Genomic DNA, 17,500 nt, shown 5'->3' with positions numbered 1-17,500 from the left:
GTCAATATGATCTAACCTATTTCCAGATTGGTTTGCCAAGATCTAAATTCTCTTCTTTTACTACAGCACCAACGGCAGCGCCAACCGCACCACCGACCGCCGCGCCGGTTACTGGATCGCCGCCGATTATAGCGCCGCCTACAGCACCAACACCGGCTCCGATACCAGCGCCACTCAAGGCACGGTCACTAGTTGTGTTGCCACATGCTGATAGAGGCACAATAGTTGTTAAGGCAATAATAGTACCGAAAATTTTTTTCATAATATGATCCTTATATTTAATATAAACTGATATTAACTAATTCTTAGCTTTGTCCACTAATTTATTTTTGGTAATCCAAGGCATCATTTCCCTTAATTTATTTCCTACTTCCTCTATCGGATGCTCCGCTTGCAAACGGCGTGTTGCCTTAAATGATGGTTTGCCAGATTTATTTTCTAACATCCAGTCACGGGCGAAACGTCCTGATTGTATATCATCTAAGACTTTTTTCATTTCAGCTTTAGTTCTGGAATTTATGATGCGCTTTCCTGTTACATAATCCCCGTATTCAGCGGTGTTGGAAACACTATAGCGCATATTGGCGATACCACCTTCATATATAAGGTCAACAATGAGTTTTACCTCATGCAAGCATTCAAAATATGCCATTTCAGGAGCGTATCCCGCCTCAACAAGAGTTTCAAAACCGGCTTGAATAAGTGCGGAAACACCGCCACAAAGTACAGCTTGTTCACCAAATAAGTCGGTTTCACATTCCTCACGGAAAGTTGTTTCTATTATGCCAGAACGACCACCACCAACTGCGCTGGCATAGGCAAGAGCTAGTTCCAGAGCATTGCCAGAAGCGTCTTGATGCACGGCTACTAGGCATGGAACACCACCACCTTTTTGATATTCACCGCGAACAGTATGGCCAGGACCTTTAGGAGCTACCATCCACACATCCATATCCGCTCTTGGTTCAATAAGCCCAAAATGAATGTTAAAGCCGTGAGCGAAAACAAGGCTAGTTACTTTTTTAACATTAGGAGCTATCTCACTGTTGTATAGGTCGGCTTGAGTCTCATCTGGAGTAAGTATCATGATAATATCAGCCCAAGAGGCGGCTTCTGCTGGAGTCATTACCTCAAACTTAGCTGATTTAGCTTTGGCGACACTTATTGAATCAGGTTTTAGAGCGACACGTACCTCTTTGATGCCAGAATCACGAAGATTAGCGGCATGGGCGTGCCCCTGACTACCATAGCCAATTATAGCTATTTTTTTATTTTTTATTAGATTAAGATCAGCGTCATTATCGTAGTAAACTCTCATATCTCATAGCTCCACCGGATTGTTTTTATAATTATCGTATTTAATTTATTCTCTAAAAAGGATATGTGAGATTACCTAATTAGCGGTAATTTGCAAAGAATTTTTATATATTTATTTTACAAACTGTTTATTCTTGATTAATGCTGGTAATACCATACCATGAGAGTATAGTTAATTTTTGTTATAATACATCCGTATTATTTTATTATATTGAAATTGAAAGTTATTTATCATGTCACCAGATCATGGTCAACATAGTGATACAAGTGATCATCACCATGATTATAAACAGCATAAACATTATGGTGCGTTGCTTAAAACAGGTCTTGTGACTTCCGGTGTCATTATAACCCCGTATGTTGGTGAGGCGCTTAAACTAAGTGGTACTAGTGTTAATGATATAATGCATTCATTCCATAGCGCAGGTCATGGCAGTGGGCTTGCCGGTCTTATAAATGGGTTTATGGGAAATATACCTGTGGTTGGAGAAACGCTAGCCGAAGGTGGTATAGCTACCGCCGCTTCTTCAGGAATCATTGGTATTGGTGGAGTATTGTTAGGTAATTATCTGGAGAAAAAAGAAAAAGAGAAGGACGTTGATGACAAAAAAATATCGTGGGGAAAGATAATAAAATACGCTGCCCTCGCTACGTCGGCACTGATCGCTCTTCCTAGTATACTAACAGGTATTAGTGTTGGAATTTCTTATATAGCTTCTTTTGCTGGCGCGGAGGTTGCCGCGAGTGTAATGTCCGCTTTATCATCCTCAATCGGTACTATTGGTGAGATGCACATGGCGAGTGCCGCTTCTGGTCTTGGTAGCGCGTTTACTCATTTGATAACTTGTGGAGGAGCCGCTCTTTCGGTGACAGGGGCTATGTATGCTAGTGAGAAAGCTGAACAAGAAATCACTGAGCATGCTAATCATAATGGACATATAGATTTACAAAACAATATTGATAAGCATGTCTCTACTAATCTGGTTAGTAATCCAAAGATTGAAATAGGCAAAGAGACCGAGTTATCATTTCAGTTGAAGGATAGTAATGGTAGAGTATTGACAGGTAATGATCTGAAGGAAAGCTTTACCGAGAAACTACATGTTCTTATTATTGATAAATCAATGAAAGATTTTCATCATATTCATCCGGTTTACGATGAAAATACCGGTCTTTTTACCGCGTCCTTTACTCCAAAAAGCCGAAATAGTTATGATGTTTGGGCTGATTATACATTGATTGGAAGTGGACAAAATATTATAGCGAAAAATTCTATCCCATCGTCTGTTAGATATGATGTGAGTCCTAATATACAGCATATGTTAACAGCGGAAAAAGGGGATATAGAAATAGAGCTTGACGCGAATCCTCCATTAAGCGCTGGTGAGGATACGACTCTTAAAGTAAGTGTAAAAAGTAAAAGTGGCAAGGCTATTAAGCTTGATGAGATATTGGGAGCGAAAGCGCATCTGGTTGGTTTTAACCGGAATGGGGAAAGTTTGGTGCATAGCCATCCGATAGATAGTTATGAAGCGTCGGGAGCGACTAACCTACGGTTTCATGTCAAGCCGGATATGGGCGGTGCGACTAAATTTTTCCTGCAAATGAAAATTGACGGTAAGGAAACAGTAATTCCATTTGGACAATATATAAGACCTGAGCAAAAGATCGCGGAGCGTGATAATGTACGATCTAATTATAATGCGGGAAAAAATAACTTGGGTGGTGTTGCTATATAGGGGCTAGGTGCTAGGGTTTAGGGAACAAGAAGCCAGCGCCTCATAGGGTTTCGGTAGGAAATATCGGAGACGAATATACAGTAAACTTCCAGCAGACTCAGTAGGTTCTGAATCACTCAAACACCCGTTTGAAGATGGTATCCACATGTTTAGTGTGATAGGCAGGATCAAATAGCGCTTTTAATTTGTCCGGAGGCAGGCGGTCAGTTACTTCTTTATCAGCGCAAAGCTCAGTATAGAAGTCTTTGCCTTCTTCCCAAACTTTCATGGCGTTGCGCTGCACGAACCGGTAAGAATCCTCACGGCTGATACCAGCTTGAGTGAGGGCTAATAGCACACGCTGTGAGAAAACCAAACCACCGAGCTTATCCATATTCGCCTGCATCCGCTCAGGATAAATAACTAGCTTGTCAATAATTCCGGTAAGGCGGTTTAAGGCAAAATCCGTGGTAACTGTCGCATCCGGTGCAATCATCCGTTCAACAGATGAGTGTGAAATATCACGCTCATGCCAGAGCGCCACATTTTCAAGGGCAGGGGTGACATAACCACGTACCAGTCGCGCCAGTCCCGTGACATTTTCCGACAACACAGGATTGCGCTTATGCGGCATGGCGGAGCTGCCTTTCTGTCCGGCGGAGAAGAATTCTTCCGCTTCCAGCACTTCGGTGCGTTGAAGGTGACGGACTTCTACCGCCAAGCGTTCCATAGAGCTTGCTATAACTCCTAGTGTCGCGAAATACATGGCGTGGCGGTCACGGGGGATAACTTGCGTGGAAACTGGTTCTGACTCAAGCCCTAATTTTTCCGCGACATATTTTTCCACGAATGGGTCAATATTAGCGAATGTACCAACAGCGCCGGAGATAGCACAGGTGGCGATTTCTTTGCGGGCAACAATTAACCTTTCTTTGCAGCGGGTAAATTCAGCGTAATATCCAGCAAGCTTCAAGCCGAAGGTAAGTGGCTCGGCATGGATACCATGACTTCTACCGACAGTCACAAAGTCTTTGGTCTCAAATGCGCGTTTTTTAATGGCGGCAAGTAGAGCGTCCATATCGGCGAGTAAAATATCGGTAGCACGCGAAAGCTGCACTGAAAGACAGGTGTCAAGCACGTCTGAGCTGGTCATGCCTTGATGGAGAAACCTTGCGTCCTCGCCGACATATTCCGCGACATTGGTAAGGAAGGCGATAACGTCATGCTTGGTTACGCGCTCAATTTCATCAATACGTGCAGGGTCAAAACCACCTTTTTCCCAGATGGTCTTCGCTGCGGATTTAGGGATAACTCCGAGTTCAGCCAGAGCGTCACAGGCGTGGGCTTCAATCTCAAACCAGATTTGGTATTTTGTTTGGTCAGTCCATATACTAACCATTTCAGGGCGGGAATAGCGTGGTATCATGTGTCAGTTGTTAGTTATCAGTTGTTAGTTATCAGTGGTTTTTATAACAACCGTTATTAATTATCAATAGATAACAATAGTTAACTGTATATATATCAAAAATAATTCTTGTCATTATACTACTATGTAGTATAATGAGGTAATGTATACATTTGCTGAATCAGCATTATTTGGAAAGCAAGTATATAATTATCTGAGTGATAGAGAATATACGGACTTACAGTGGTATTTATCAAATACACCAGATTCAGGTGATGTAATAAAAGGTAGTGGTGGTATACGCAAGCTAAGATTTTCTGCAAAAGGGAAAGGTAAGCGTAGTGGTGTAAGGGTGATATATTATCTACAAAATTCTATTGGTGAAATATGGTTACTTACCATTTACGCCAAAAATGAAGATGATACTATACCAACAGACATACTAAAGAAGATACGAGAACAGTTTGAATAGAAGTTGAGGATGGTATGAAAAGCAAAAAACGGAATATTGGACAAGAAATTCTTGAGTCTATTGAGAGTATTAAGTCAGGTAAGGGAAAACGATATAAAGTTTATACATCTGATGATATAAAAAAAGTACGTAATAAATTGGAATTGAGTCAGTCAGGTTTTGCTAGCATTCTTCACGTAAGTACACGTACTTTACAAGCTTGGGAGCAGGGAAGGCGTAACCCGTCTGGTGCCGCTCTTGCTTTGCTTACTATTGCCGCTGCTAGGCCGGATGTGATTCAGCAGGTACTAAAGCCATCATCATATAATTAGGCATCTTAAACTCTAATAAGCGACTGGTTCGGGATCAAGGCTACGCCATAGATACCAAGTGGCAACCGAACGGTAAGGTTGCCAGTTATTGGCTATTTTAACAAGTTTCTCTTTTGGTATTTCCTTATCATTATTATAATGTTTGAACATCGCTTTTTGCAGGCCGATATCAGCGAGCGGAAATACATCGGGGCGGGCTAGGTAAAAAATTAGGAACATCTCCGCCGTCCAGCGACCAATGCCGTGAAGGGCGGTAAGCTCGCTGAGTACATTCTCATCAGCCATAGCGTGCCAGCTATTTACGCGATCCTCATTTTCCACGAAATACTCGGCGACACCTTGTATATAACGAATTTTACGGGCGGATAGTCCACATTTTCTTAATTCATCATCGTCCAGACAGAGCAATTTTTCTGGTGTTATTTCATCTAGTTTTTCCCGTAATTTATACCAGACGCTGGCGGCGGCTTTTACCGATATTTGCTGCCCGATGATTGAGCGTGTTAGAGTATAAAAGCCATTGCTGCGTTGCATTAAAGCCTCGCCGCTATAACTCTCTATGATATTTTTTAGAACTTTGTCTTTTTCGCTGAGATGTTTTACAGCGTCATTCCAGAAATGTGGGGTCATTGGTTTTCTTTGATAGTTTTTGTTACGATTTCCTCACTTAATATCTGCGGTAATATCACTGGTTTCCCATTATTAGCCGGATAAAAAACATTGAGTGGGACACCGTTATAACCAAAGCTACCAAGAAGCTCAGTTATTTTAGGATTACGGTTGGTCCAGTCGGCGACCATCAGAGCTACGTCTTGCTCCTTAAACAATTTATTTATGTTATCGCTATCTAACACGAATTTTTTGTTGAGCTGACAAGTGATGCACCAAGCGGCGGTTACATCAAGATAAACCGGTTTATTATCATCACGCATGGATTTGAACAGCTCTTCCGAGTAAGCGATAGTATTTTTATACTCCAATTTCTGGGTGGACATGGAACCAAGTGAAATGAGAATAGCAGTTAGCATTATCACTGATGATATAAAGAAAAAGGAACGGTGGTATATATTACATTTCGCGTTTATCTTCTGTATCCAGATAGTAAATATTATTAGTAATAATCCAAATAATATAAGCACGATACCATGTACTCCGGTTTGGATGCCAAGCACCCAAATAAGCCAGATAACAGAGGCGTACATCGGGAATGCCAGAAATTCTTTGAATCTTTCCATCCATATACCGGGTTTTGGTAGAAAATTAAGTAGTGATGGGAAAATACTGATTAGCAGGAAGGGCAGGGCAAGACCAAATCCTAGAGATAGAAACACTAACATAGCCGCCCATGCTGGCAGAAGAAGAGCAACGCCAACAGCCGAAGCCATAAATGGAGCGGTACAGGGAGTGGCGACCATTGCCGCTAATATACCAGTAAAAAAGCTGCCTTTGACTGAATTCTCATTAGCGAGGTTGTTTCCGGTATTTCCCATTAATACTGGCAGGTGAAACATTCCCGATAAGTTAAGCCCAACTAAAAATAGTAGATAAATAAGAAAGCCGACAAAGGATGGTGATTGCATCTGGAAACCCCAGCCGATTTTCTCACCGCCATGCTGGAGGGTGATGAGTATAGCGGCAATTGTGGCAAATGAGACTAATATCCCAAGAGTATACGCTACGCCGTATTTTATGGTGTGTTCACGTTTATGACCGGCTTTTTTTGCCAAAGCGAGTGCCTTAAGCGATAGAACAGGTAGCACGCAAGGCATTATATTAAGGATAAGACCACCGGCAAGAGCGAGCATAATAGTAGTTATTATGAGAAAATATGAACTATCTTGAGTATTATTTATTGTTTGTGAGCTTGCCGATATATGTTTGTCAAACAACCCAATATTGGAAGATGGTGAGATTTTCCCTGCTAGCATATTGATGGAAAGTGTGGCTGATTCAGGAATACAAATTTTATCACAAGCTAGCCAGTTAGCTTTTACGGTTATGTCATATGATTGACTATCAAGCTTATCTGGCACGGTGATAGTAACTGGAAGTAGAGTAGTTCCGGTATATCCGTAAGTTGTTAGCTCACCCTCAGCGAATTTTTGCGGTGGCGGCCAGTCAATATCGCTTGCGCTGAATCCTTCTGGTAGAGTCCAGCTAAATTCGGTGGGTAGCCCAGCGTCACCCGGTTCTTTCCAGTAGGTGTGCCAATTGCCAGCGTCAAGTATAACGCCCAGTCTGATTTTTTTCCCTTCTTGTAGAGATACTGACTCACTTACCAGACGAGCGCTCACATTATTTTGTTTGGTAAGAGATAGGGAGGAGTCTGGTATAGACCAGCTTTGAGCGTATGCGTTGTGGTGACCGCTAATGACAAAAAATACGCAGGTTAGCAGTGACAGATAAATAGCAGTCACTAAGTTATAATATTTTTTTATTACTGCTTTTTTTTGCATTCAGCTTGCTGCCTTATTTGTCAGTTTTTATTCCTTCAGTTTGTATCTCTACTCTTACCTCATCGCCGATCGCCGGAAGGTATGAATTCATTTTGAAGTCGGAACGTTTTAGTTTTGAGCTAGCGCTAAATCCGGCGATATATTTTCCGCTATAGGAATTGGTGGCCGCCTTATTAAAAGTAACATCCAGTGTTACTGGTTTGCTTACACCAAGCATGGTTACCTTGCCGTGAACTTTACCAGTATTTTTTCCGGTTATTTCTATTTTATCGCTGGTAAAAGTTATTTTAGGGAATTTTTCAGAGTTAAAAAAATCACTATTTTGTAGTTTTTTATCTAGTTCCGCACTGCTGGTACGCACTGACAGTGGGTTTATGGAAACATTTACGCTGCTTTCTTCTGGCTTGCTTTCATCAAAGGTAAAATAGCCATCATAGTCGGTAAATTCTCCGACCATATCGGAAAATCCAAGATGGTTTATATAGAAAAGGATTCTGGTGTGTGATTTATCAAACTCGTATTTATCGGCGGCAAGAGCCGGAGTGGTAAATGCTGCTGTAGTAAAGGCAAGAGCTGACATGCAGGTTAGAAGACAAGTTTTTTTAATTGGTAGCATTGGTAGCATAAGATCTCCTTCTTTAATACAGGTTTATTTATTGTCTTAGATGGTTATTCGTTCCTATTTTACTGAAAGTTTCTCGGTAAAGGAAATATAATCTTTTATCATAGAAAAAAGCATATCCTGCTGTTGTTTATCAACGAGATCTCCTGATCCGTCAAATGCGTTTTCAGTACCTATAGTAGTAAATGTTTGATTGAATACTATAGCACCGAGTGCTTCTAGCGGAGTTTTTAACTGGTTAAGGCCAGTTATGCCGCCGTAAATACCAGCGGATGCTGATGTAAGAAAAAAAGTTTTTCCAGTAAAAGCGGTACGATCTATTTTTGATGTCCAATCAATTACATTTTTAAGGGAAGAGGGGATAGAACGGTTATATTCTGGCATAGAGATTATTATGCCGTTGGAATCTCCTACTTTCTTTAGAAAATAATTAGCTGATTTAGGAGTTATTTCAGTGTGATCGTTCCTATAGAGTGGCATATCAAAATCATCATAATCAGCTATCTCTATTTTCGTACCAATCCTTTTAGCCTCTTTCGCTAAAAGTGCGACTAATTTCTTATTCAGAGAATCAGAGCGGTAAGAGGCGGCGAAGGCTAAAATTCTCATCTATACCTCTTCTGTTAAATTTATTTTTTCGTCGGTAGATTCTCGCAGATACTCAAGGAATTTCACGAAAGCTTTAGCTCGGTGACTTATTCTCTGTTTTTCAATTGCTGGTATTTCAGCGAATGTTTTATCATAGCCATCTGGTATAAATATAGGGTCGTAACCAAAGCCTTTTTCGCCACGTGGTGGGAAAGTAAGAGTTCCATCAATTCTGCCTTCAAATATATGTTCTTTTTTATCTGGCATAGACAGGCAAAGTACGCATACGAAATAAGCGGACACACCGGATTCGGGATCTATTCCTTTTGTGGTGAGTTCATTTTTTATTCTTTCAAAAGCGACAGAAAAATCTTTATCCTTACCAGCCCAGCGCGCGGAATATATTCCTGGCATTCCATCAAGGGCGGGTATTACGATTCCAGAATCATCAGCAAGAGCTGCAAGACCACTTTTTTCAGATGTGTTTTTAGCTTTTAATGTAGCGTTTTCGGCAAAACTATTTCCAGTTTCCTCTGGCTCATCAATAGATAATTCTCCGGCTGATAATACGGTAATATTAAGCGAGGAAAGTAGCTCGGAAATTTCCCTAATCTTACCTTTATTGTGACTGGCTATTACTAATTTATCTAGCATGCTAATAGTTATATTGTGTTTATAGTAGGTTATTTGGGTATGCGTAGCGTGGTAATAGCAGCAAGCTGAGCCGCGCAAAGTTGAGTTATACCAGATTTGGCTAAGGTAAGAAGCTGCGTGAATTGTTTCTCGCTTACGGGTTCGTCTTCGGCTGTGCATTGTATCTCAATTATGCCACCTTTTTCGGTCATCACAAAGTTAGCGTCCATAGCGGCTTTACTGTCCTCAGCGTAATCAAGGTCTAGCACAGTCTCGTTATTGTATATACCGCAGGATATGGCTGCTACTTGCCCAATTATTGGGGACTTGCTCAGTAAACCATTTTTCATTAGATTATCAATAGCTAGGTACAGTGCGACGTATGCGCCGGTAATAGAGGCGGTACGGGTTCCGCCGTCAGCTTCTATTACGTCGCAATCTATTATTATTTGTCTTTCTCCAAGAAGCTCTAAATTTACCACTGAACGTAGGCTTCTGCCGATAAGTCGTTGTATTTCCTGTGTCCTGCCAGATTGTTTGCCCTTTGCCGCCTCTCTTGCCATCCGGCTTCCGGTTGAGCGTGGCAGCATTCCATATTCGGCGGTTATCCAACCTTTGCCGGTTTTCCTGAGAAAACGTGGGACTTCCTCCTCTACGCTGGCTGTGCATATAACGTGTGTGCTGCCGCATTTTATCAAGCAGGAGCCTTCAGCGTTACGGCTTACGTTAGGAGTTATGGAAAACTCCCGCAGTTCATCATTTTTTCTCTTGGATGGTCGCATTTATTTTTTAGATTTCGCTATTTTTTCTTTTATCTGTACATCAAGAGGCTTACCGTACAACTCTTTTTCTAATTGTTTAAGATAAAAATCGGCGAGTTTACTATCTTGTTTTTTCGCTACGCTGAACCAATCATAAGCAAGTTTAGGGTCTCTTGGTATTCCCATATTGCCGTTATAGAGCATACCGAGCATCTCTTGTGATTTAATATCCCCTTCTTTCGCTGTTATGTTAAGCCATTTAAGGGCGTTTGTGTAGTCTTTATTGCTATAATAGGTTAGACCGAGCAATTGTTTTGCTTTTGGATCTCCGGCTTGCGCGGCTTTTAAGAACCATTTAATGGCCTCGTTAGTATTTTTGTCAACTTCTCTACCTGTCGCGTACATTGCGCCGATAGCGGTCTGTGCTTGTGTGTCACCTTTATCCGCCATGCTTTTTAATAGATTATATGTGAAGGTAGAGGCAAATGTGGACTGTGACGTGATACATAATAAAGCCGCCGCGATTATAGATAATATACTAACCTTTTTATATTTATTACTGTGTTTATTATTATCCATTTTTCCCTCCTGTAGCATTTTCTATAGTTTGCTTGGCTTCCTCAATTAATTTACCGCTTACTAATTCTATATCATTTTTTAGCCTGTTAATAAATTCTTTTTTATTAAGATTCGCTGGTATTTCTGGTAAAAACTCTATTATTATAGTGCCACTACGCTTAAAAAACGCGTTTTTCCCCCAATATACACCGGAATTTAAGGCAACTGGCACTACTGGTACTTTAAGGGAAGAGTACATGGCGGTAATCCCTGGTTGGTAGTCTGGGACAGAATTTGGCTTAACTCTAGTGCCTTCTGGGAAAATTACTATAGGGCGTTTTTCCTCTATAGCTTCTTTGCTTTCTTTTATTAATTTTTTTATACTGCTGGCACCAGCGCTTCTATCAATAGCGATCATTTTCATGCGCCATAGATACCAACCCCACAAGGGAAGGCGTAATAGCTCTTTTTTTAGAACATAAGCGACACGGGGAAACAATATTAGGAATATTATAGTATCCCACGCTGATTGATGTTTAGACGCGTATATTACTGGATAATTCTTCATATTCTCACGGCCACGTATCTCATATTTTATTCCGCAAAATATTCTAGCGAAAAATAGTGACACTAATCCCCATGGCTTGCCAGAAAGTTGGGAGGCGCGCGCAGAGACTATAAAAAGTGGTGAAAGTAGTAGCGAACAGATTATCGCCCAGCTAAAAAAGGAAATGTTAAACAGCAAGGACTTTATAAAAATAAGAGGAGTTATTTTTATTGGTGGTAGGTTGTTATCAGTATTATCCATTATTCAGTCTTTGGCTAGTTTTTGTTCATTAGGTGTTTTATATTGCTCGCTATATATTTATTATATTCTGATATTATAGGAAGGTAGCTTTTGTTTATCACTGGAGCTGGAATTAAATTTACGTCAGGCATCGCTTTTGATAACTCAAATAGGCTTCTTGGCATATGATAATTTGATGTCACCAATATTATTTCCTTCCTATTTAGTTTTTTATTTTTATCATCATGCCATTTTTTATGTAACCAGTTCGCTGTTTCTATGGCATTTCCAATAGTGTCCTCTGCCTCATAACCTATATATATGAGTGATTTATCAATTTTTTTGTTAATTTCTTTGGGTGTATAACGCATTATATCGTTTATGGTAGCTCTTTTACCAACTCCGCTTATAAACAAGATTTTTCCCTTCTCTTCAGCAAGCAAGTTAAGAGCGTATTCCAGTCTGCCGCTATCGCCGGTAAAGACAACGATTATTTTTGAGTTATCGGTGGAAAGATTTACATCATCATACGGGATCTGAGCACTGAACCAGCCTAAGCCGATAGACCACAAAGCGAATACGGAAATCAGTCCCATAAACAGTTTCCTGATAATCTTCATAACATTTTTTTGAGCTGTTTCATAACTGATATTCTCGCGGACATTAGTGATACAACGCCACAACTTATCGCGAATAATATAATTATTTTGATATGAGTCGTTCCCATATCAAGAGAGGGTATGGCAGGATTATTAAGAGATGTTATGTAATAATCTATAGCCCAGAATACTAGAGCTATTATGAAGCATCCCGCTATTGTTCCACGCATGGTAAGTAGAAACGCCTCATACTGAAATTGTTTTGTTATATATTTATCCTCAGCGCCGGTGGAATGTAATAATCTCACCGCTTTGTTATGTAGGTGCAAGGAGGCACGGGAGGTGAAAGAAATCATAAGCCCAATAGATACTATAATAAGAGAAGCGAATATTATCATTATCAGGCGAATAGTGGAGGAAAAATTTATAAATGCTTTTACCCAGTTCTCTTTAGTATCAATCTCAGATTCCTCTACTATATCATCTATATTTTTTTGTAACTCTTCTGTGTCTATATCGGTGTTTTTGTACAGCTCAACATCCAGCACTATTGGCAGGGGTAATTCAGATTGTGCCATATTTTCGCCAAGCCATGGCACTAGCATTTTTTGCAGCTCGTCTTTCTCTATTCTTTTAACTTTATTGATGGCTGGATTTTTTTTTAGTAGTTCTGCTATCTCATCAATTTTTTCTTGAGGAATTGTCTCTCCAACTTTTACCGGAATGTTGACGGTAAGACTATTGCTATAATCATTATGCTGGTTGTTAATCCAACTATTTATACTAATGACAAAGCATAAGAGAAGACAAGCCAAACACACCATTATACCAATAAGCCATGGTAGGAAACGATGAGAGTCGTCTGAGGAAAAAGCTATATCGGTACGCATGATTATCCTTCTTGTGTGGAAGGTTATTCCAGATTGTAATATATAATCAAGTTATAATATATGGATTGATTATCTCAACATATTATTTACGATCTTGGTTATTTGTAATCACGACTTTCTATAATCTAGGCTGTAGTATCAACCTTATGTTTATTTTTAGCCGAAGTGGTTGAGACTGTTACCATAGCCGGACGTAGTAAGCGGTCGGCTATCATATATCCAGCTTGCAGGACTTGTATTACTGTTCCGCTTTCTTTGCTATCATCCTCTACTTGGGAAAGAGCTTGATGGAGATTATGGTCAAATTTTTTGCCTAATGGATCTATTCTTTCTATTCCATGTTTTTTGAATATAGAAATTAGCTCTTGCATGGTAAGCTCAACTCCCTCACCAAGCTTTTTAAGTAGTTCATTATTTGAGTTATCATCATTATCGTCATCAGATGGTATTATTTCTAAAGCTCTTTTTAAGTTTTCTAAAACATTAACCATATCTCCAGCGAATCCACTGATAGCGTATTTATTACTATCTTCTAAAGCTTTTTGTGAACGTTTTTGGATATTCTCAATTTCCGCCACGCAGCGTACCCATTTGTCATGAAGATCAGCACATTCCTTCTCAAGTCTAGATATTTTTGTGTCTCTTAAGTCGGTAACGGTATCATTTTTTTCTGCCTCTATGGCTGATTCGGATTTTTCTTCTTGTATTTCAGCCTGTTGTTCATTTTTTTCATTGTTTTTAGAATCATTCATTACTATTTCCTTTGTTAGTCAAAATTTGGGATATATAAGACGTTAATAATATGTGGTAACATAAATGGATTTTTCAAGTAATAAAATTATGTTGCAAAAAAATATTTTGTCTCTAATCAGTTAGATAATATTTTGTTAAAGTATAATTAGGGGAAATTTTTAAGGAGATATTTTGTGGATAAGAATGATTTAGGAAATAAAAAAGTTTGTTCTTCTTGTAGCGCGAAATTTTATGATTTAGGTAAAAGTCCAGCCATATGTCCGAAATGTGGAACTATAAATAGTAGTGAGACTAAGGGCAGGGGAAGGCGTAAAGGCAAGGTCGCGGAGGATGCGGATAGCCGTGACAATAAAATTGAACAGGGTAAAGACGCTAAGAAAAAAGCTAAGAAATCCACACAGAATATTGAAGGGGTTGATTTAGAGGATTTTGATGATGTTATACCGGCGGATGGTGAGGATGAGATTGAGGAAATGGAAGATATAGACGATATTGATGATATTGAGGAGCTTGATGATGTTGAGCCGGAAGAGCCGATGGATGATGATATAACAATAGATGATGATACGCTTATAGATCACATAGATGAGGACGATGAAGACGAGGATGATGAAGAGGACAGATAACTCAAACTTATAGTCTTTCTGCTTTTTCTTGAAAAGCTAGATGTGCGCTTATACGTTGCTGGTGTTGCGTGAGTGGTGATCTTACTGTCGTAGCCTTGTTACTTGAAATAGGAAATTCTTATTCAAATGATTATGGTTATTTTGTTGAGTATTAGTTGGTTATCATAAGTCCGAGATATTTGCGCTGATAGCCATCGGCAGCTTTTTTCCAGCCACGTTCATGCAGGTTATAGCAAAAGGTTTGTACCAGCGGCTCAATGATGCCTATAGACAGGGCAATCGCCCAGTTTCCACTTAAAAGATAAGCGACGGTAATCGCCACTACAAAATGCATCAGGCAGTAGGTGAGGGTTTTCATCGTGGTTTGGTGTTCAAATATTAACCTGCTCATAACTACCCCTAATTCGTATTTTATTATTGATAAACAGTATATTATATTACTATAGTTTAATGTCTTATATTTTCATTATAATGCGAATAAGAATCATTTGCAATAAAAGATTTTACAAATTAAGCATGGCGATTGCATTTGGGTATCAGGCATTGAACATGATACTGTCATGCCGTCTTTATGACGGCATCCGGTTGTGAAAAGCAGAGCTTTTTACTGGATTGCTCTGCAACCCACCAGACCCCGCTAACCACGTGCGGGGTGACATTGTATCTAAATGCGATTGCAATGACAAATTAAGAAGGCTTTCTAGTGAATGACAAAAATCCCTGAAGTAGGTCATACAACCACGCCGTATAGGAGTGGTGTATAACAGAACAATACTAACAAATTGATATACAACTATAATATTGCCCAATGGAATCACAAAAATGGTAAAAAACCATCTTAAACCAAACTTAAAGTAACATTTTTTAGAGATTTATCCAAGTCTAATTTCCATTTTGCTATTTGATTATAAAAGTTTTTTCTTTTATCTACGATTATATCCTGATTCCTAAGATAGTTATCACGATTATTCTTTGTCCATCTTTTGATATATAAATATTTATGTTGGTCACCATTCTTTACGTGGACAACGGAGAATTTTTGTTTTTTCAGTAATGAGGTAATTTGTGTGTAGAAGTCGTTAGCACAGTTATTTCCCTCATGATAGTAGCAAAATTTTATAAGTGAAGTGAATATCTCATCTATACTGTATACTTCTTTATCCGCGTTCTAAGACCGCCTGCGTGAGCTGGCGGATGTAGCGCAGCTACAATCTTCCTGCTACAAATAATATATGAGTTACAGGAAACAAAATAACTGCATCTATCTATGTCACTATCACCTTGTTTTTGCGACTAAATACCGTCGTAAGATTATCAACGAAGGTGTTAGCGAATTTTTGAGGAATAGACTCTATGAAATAACGGAACATTATCCAGAAATAGATATTATGGAATATAATGATGATAAAGATCATATACATATTCTTGTGTCTATTCCTCCAAAGATGAGCGTAGGAGATGTTGTACGAATAATTAAGACGAATACAGCACGCAAAATCAAGGTAAAGTTTCCGTTTCTCAAAAAGGTGTATTGGGGTACAGATAGTATATGGTCGGGCAGTTATTTTGTTTCTACGGTGGGGATAAATGAAAAGATTATACAGCGTTATATAGAAAAACAAGGGCAGGAAGATTGTGGCCAAGCGAAGCTTGAACTAGAGTGAAACCGCCTGCGTAAGCTGGCGGAGATTCACTTTGTTTTCTTACATCCCAAAAGAAGCCATTGTGAGCGATTCTATTGCGTATATCTTTTAGGGTGGTTGATAGGTTTTCGTCTGGTAACCCGTTATAGTTGTTTAAGGCTATAAAAAGATAACGCTGGATGAATAGGTTTATCTTCGCGGTCAAAATATAAAACGCTTCTATATCATGTTTGAAAGATAGGCTGTTATCGCTTTCACTCAGTAAGTTTTTAATTTTGGCTATATTATTTTCTCCGATAAAATAATAGCGTAACTTGAACTCATGGACACGGTAATTTGTTTTATTATTAGGTAGTTTCTTATATTCATTTTCGTATGCGATATACCATGGTTTTTTACGCAGGGATGACTCATTTACCATAGATTTTCTTTTACGCTTATCTTTTATATTCTTTCTTGTTCTCTCACTAGAAAACAGTAGTTTTGTACTTCCTTTTCTTTCTGCTGTATGTTTTATAAACATCTCCCTTACAAAATGAGACTGGAGCTTTTCCCTATCAATTTTCATTGCTTTTTCATAATGAATAATTCTTCCCACTAGGTGCGATGTGATGTCTGGGAGCAAGAACAAACCAAGAGCTTCTATAAGTTTTTCATCAGTATGTAGAAATTCACCTTTTTTAGACTTAGTGTCATTACGGTTTTTATTATTAGATTTCTGTGAGAGAGGTTCACTTTTTTTATATGGATCGTTATAATGTTCCAATAAATTACGTCTTTTATACAAGGTAGTTATAGCTTCTCTAAAAATGGTGAAGCTATCTTTCCCGTTCTTGCCAAAAATGGCAAAGTTTTCCCTGAGTTTTTCATTAAAGGTTTTTACTAATCCTTCATAAATAAAATTGCCATTTTCCTCTTTGGCAATAATATTCAATATTTTATTAACAAATGTGCTGCTTATACAATCCATAGGTAATGGACTGCGGCGACCATTGTTGTTATGGTCTGGGATAATAGAGTCTAGCAGATATTTTTCGTTTAGATTATAATTTCCGTTTTTATTCTTTTTGGCTAGATTAGCTTCAGCGATTTGATAGAGGAGTTTTCTACGGTTTTTATTGTGTACTGAAAAAATATCCCAAAAAATAGTTTTTATATAGGGATTCGCCATACGGATAAAATAGAGCATATCACTGCGGAATAGCTCATTCTTTTCCAGTTCTATAAAATCAACATGCATTTTTATAATTTATAATTAAAACAAAAAATAGGCTTATAAGACTTACGGGCGACATACTCTTCCACTTGTCCGCCGCAGCTTTAGCGAAGGTGGATGCCTTAAGACTTAAGTTACCATAATA

The 17,500-nt window shown here is 39.0% G+C and carries 21 protein-coding genes; 5 read left to right on the top strand and 16 right to left on the bottom strand.

The window, feature by feature from the left end:
• Positions 1 to 16: 16 nt before the first annotated feature.
• Positions 17 to 262 (bottom strand): YMGG-like glycine zipper-containing protein, encoded by a 246-nt coding sequence (locus R3D71_08915; GenBank protein MEZ5691768.1) that lies wholly within the window; start codon positions 260 to 262, stop codon positions 17 to 19.
• 36 nt (positions 263 to 298) lie between these two features.
• Entirely contained in the window at positions 299 to 1,318 is a 1,020-nt protein-coding gene (gene ilvC / locus R3D71_08910; GenBank protein ID MEZ5691767.1) for a ketol-acid reductoisomerase, read from the bottom strand.
• A 232-nt stretch (positions 1,319 to 1,550) separates the two neighbouring features.
• Here ilvC and R3D71_08905 point away from each other — a divergent pair, with 232 nt between their 5' ends.
• Positions 1,551 to 3,056, top strand: a complete 1,506-nt coding sequence (locus R3D71_08905; GenBank protein ID MEZ5691766.1) for a hypothetical protein — start codon at positions 1,551 to 1,553, stop codon at positions 3,054 to 3,056.
• Between the two features lie 112 nt (positions 3,057 to 3,168).
• Here R3D71_08905 and purB read toward each other — a convergent pair whose 3' ends face one another.
• Complete coding sequence (purB, locus tag R3D71_08900; protein ID MEZ5691765.1) at positions 3,169 to 4,461, bottom strand: adenylosuccinate lyase; 1,293 nt, start codon at positions 4,459 to 4,461, stop codon at positions 3,169 to 3,171.
• A gap of 142 nt (positions 4,462 to 4,603) precedes the next feature.
• On the opposite strand from purB, the gene R3D71_08895 reads away from it, so the two are divergent.
• Both R3D71_08895 and R3D71_08890 read left to right on the top strand, forming a co-directional pair.
• Positions 4,604 to 4,912: a transcriptional regulator gene (locus R3D71_08895; protein MEZ5691764.1), complete on the top strand. Its 309-nt coding sequence runs from the start codon at positions 4,604 to 4,606 to the stop codon at positions 4,910 to 4,912.
• 14 nt (positions 4,913 to 4,926) lie between these two features.
• Positions 4,927 to 5,223, top strand: coding sequence for a helix-turn-helix domain-containing protein (locus R3D71_08890; protein MEZ5691763.1), 297 nt, complete (start codon positions 4,927 to 4,929; stop codon positions 5,221 to 5,223).
• A 12-nt stretch (positions 5,224 to 5,235) separates the two neighbouring features.
• Here R3D71_08890 and R3D71_08885 read toward each other — a convergent pair whose 3' ends face one another.
• The 11 genes from R3D71_08885 to grpE all read right to left on the bottom strand — a co-directional run bounded on the left by R3D71_08885 (position 5,236) and on the right by grpE (position 13,869).
• Positions 5,236 to 5,853, bottom strand: a complete 618-nt coding sequence (locus R3D71_08885) for a DNA-3-methyladenine glycosylase (protein MEZ5691762.1) — start codon at positions 5,851 to 5,853, stop codon at positions 5,236 to 5,238.
• Positions 5,850 to 7,679 carry a protein-disulfide reductase DsbD family protein gene (locus tag R3D71_08880; GenBank protein ID MEZ5691761.1) on the bottom strand — a complete coding sequence of 610 codons (1,830 nt, stop codon included), beginning with the start codon at positions 7,677 to 7,679 and terminating at the stop codon, positions 5,850 to 5,852. Before R3D71_08880 ends, R3D71_08885 begins: the two co-directional genes overlap by 4 nt.
• A gap of 13 nt (positions 7,680 to 7,692) precedes the next feature.
• Positions 7,693 to 8,304, bottom strand: a complete 612-nt coding sequence (locus R3D71_08875; GenBank protein ID MEZ5691760.1) for a YceI family protein — start codon at positions 8,302 to 8,304, stop codon at positions 7,693 to 7,695.
• Between the two features lie 54 nt (positions 8,305 to 8,358).
• The gene (locus R3D71_08870; protein ID MEZ5691759.1) at positions 8,359 to 8,910 is read right to left on the bottom strand and encodes an NAD(P)H-dependent oxidoreductase; all 552 of its coding nucleotides are present in this window, start codon (positions 8,908 to 8,910) and stop codon (positions 8,359 to 8,361) included.
• A complete protein-coding gene (gene rdgB, locus R3D71_08865) occupies positions 8,911 to 9,543 on the bottom strand; it encodes an RdgB/HAM1 family non-canonical purine NTP pyrophosphatase (protein MEZ5691758.1) in 633 nt (210 codons plus the stop codon).
• A 29-nt stretch (positions 9,544 to 9,572) separates the two neighbouring features.
• Positions 9,573 to 10,304, bottom strand: coding sequence for a ribonuclease PH (gene rph, locus R3D71_08860; protein ID MEZ5691757.1), 732 nt, complete (start codon positions 10,302 to 10,304; stop codon positions 9,573 to 9,575).
• Positions 10,305 to 10,862: a tetratricopeptide repeat protein gene (locus R3D71_08855; protein ID MEZ5691756.1), complete on the bottom strand. Its 558-nt coding sequence runs from the start codon at positions 10,860 to 10,862 to the stop codon at positions 10,305 to 10,307. It lies immediately after the preceding gene.
• Positions 10,855 to 11,649, bottom strand: coding sequence for a lysophospholipid acyltransferase family protein (locus R3D71_08850; protein ID MEZ5691755.1), 795 nt, complete (start codon positions 11,647 to 11,649; stop codon positions 10,855 to 10,857). Before R3D71_08850 ends, R3D71_08855 begins: the two co-directional genes overlap by 8 nt.
• A gap of 14 nt (positions 11,650 to 11,663) precedes the next feature.
• Positions 11,664 to 12,224 carry a YdcF family protein gene (locus R3D71_08845; GenBank protein ID MEZ5691754.1) on the bottom strand — a complete coding sequence of 187 codons (561 nt, stop codon included), beginning with the start codon at positions 12,222 to 12,224 and terminating at the stop codon, positions 11,664 to 11,666.
• Positions 12,225 to 12,244: 20 nt separating this feature from the next.
• Positions 12,245 to 13,117 carry an FtsX-like permease family protein gene (locus tag R3D71_08840; GenBank protein MEZ5691753.1) on the bottom strand — a complete coding sequence of 291 codons (873 nt, stop codon included), beginning with the start codon at positions 13,115 to 13,117 and terminating at the stop codon, positions 12,245 to 12,247.
• Positions 13,118 to 13,242: 125 nt separating this feature from the next.
• On the bottom strand, positions 13,243 to 13,869 hold the full coding sequence (gene grpE / locus R3D71_08835; protein MEZ5691752.1) for a nucleotide exchange factor GrpE: 627 nt from the start codon (positions 13,867 to 13,869) through the stop codon (positions 13,243 to 13,245).
• Positions 13,870 to 14,043: 174 nt separating this feature from the next.
• Between grpE and R3D71_08830 the strand changes: the two genes are divergently transcribed.
• Positions 14,044 to 14,496 (top strand): FYDLN acid domain-containing protein, encoded by a 453-nt coding sequence (locus R3D71_08830; protein ID MEZ5691751.1) that lies wholly within the window; start codon positions 14,044 to 14,046, stop codon positions 14,494 to 14,496.
• A 151-nt stretch (positions 14,497 to 14,647) separates the two neighbouring features.
• On the opposite strand, the gene R3D71_08825 is transcribed toward R3D71_08830, so the two are convergent.
• Positions 14,648 to 14,887 (bottom strand): DUF2061 domain-containing protein, encoded by a 240-nt coding sequence (locus tag R3D71_08825; GenBank protein ID MEZ5691750.1) that lies wholly within the window; start codon positions 14,885 to 14,887, stop codon positions 14,648 to 14,650.
• 841 nt (positions 14,888 to 15,728) lie between these two features.
• Between R3D71_08825 and tnpA the strand changes: the two genes are divergently transcribed.
• Positions 15,729 to 16,160 (top strand): IS200/IS605 family transposase, encoded by a 432-nt coding sequence (gene tnpA, locus R3D71_08820; GenBank protein MEZ5691749.1) that lies wholly within the window; start codon positions 15,729 to 15,731, stop codon positions 16,158 to 16,160.
• On the opposite strand, the gene R3D71_08815 is transcribed toward tnpA, so the two are convergent.
• A complete protein-coding gene (locus R3D71_08815; GenBank protein ID MEZ5691748.1) occupies positions 16,093 to 17,379 on the bottom strand; it encodes a hypothetical protein in 1,287 nt (428 codons plus the stop codon). The genes tnpA and R3D71_08815 overlap by 68 nt on opposite strands.
• Between the last annotated feature and the right edge of the window lie 121 nt (positions 17,380 to 17,500).

The sequence above is a fragment of the Rickettsiales bacterium genome (genome assembly GCA_041396965.1).
Lineage (GTDB): Bacteria > Pseudomonadota > Alphaproteobacteria > Rickettsiales > SXRF01 > SXRF01.
This window is presented reverse-complemented; position numbering and strand designations above follow the sequence as displayed.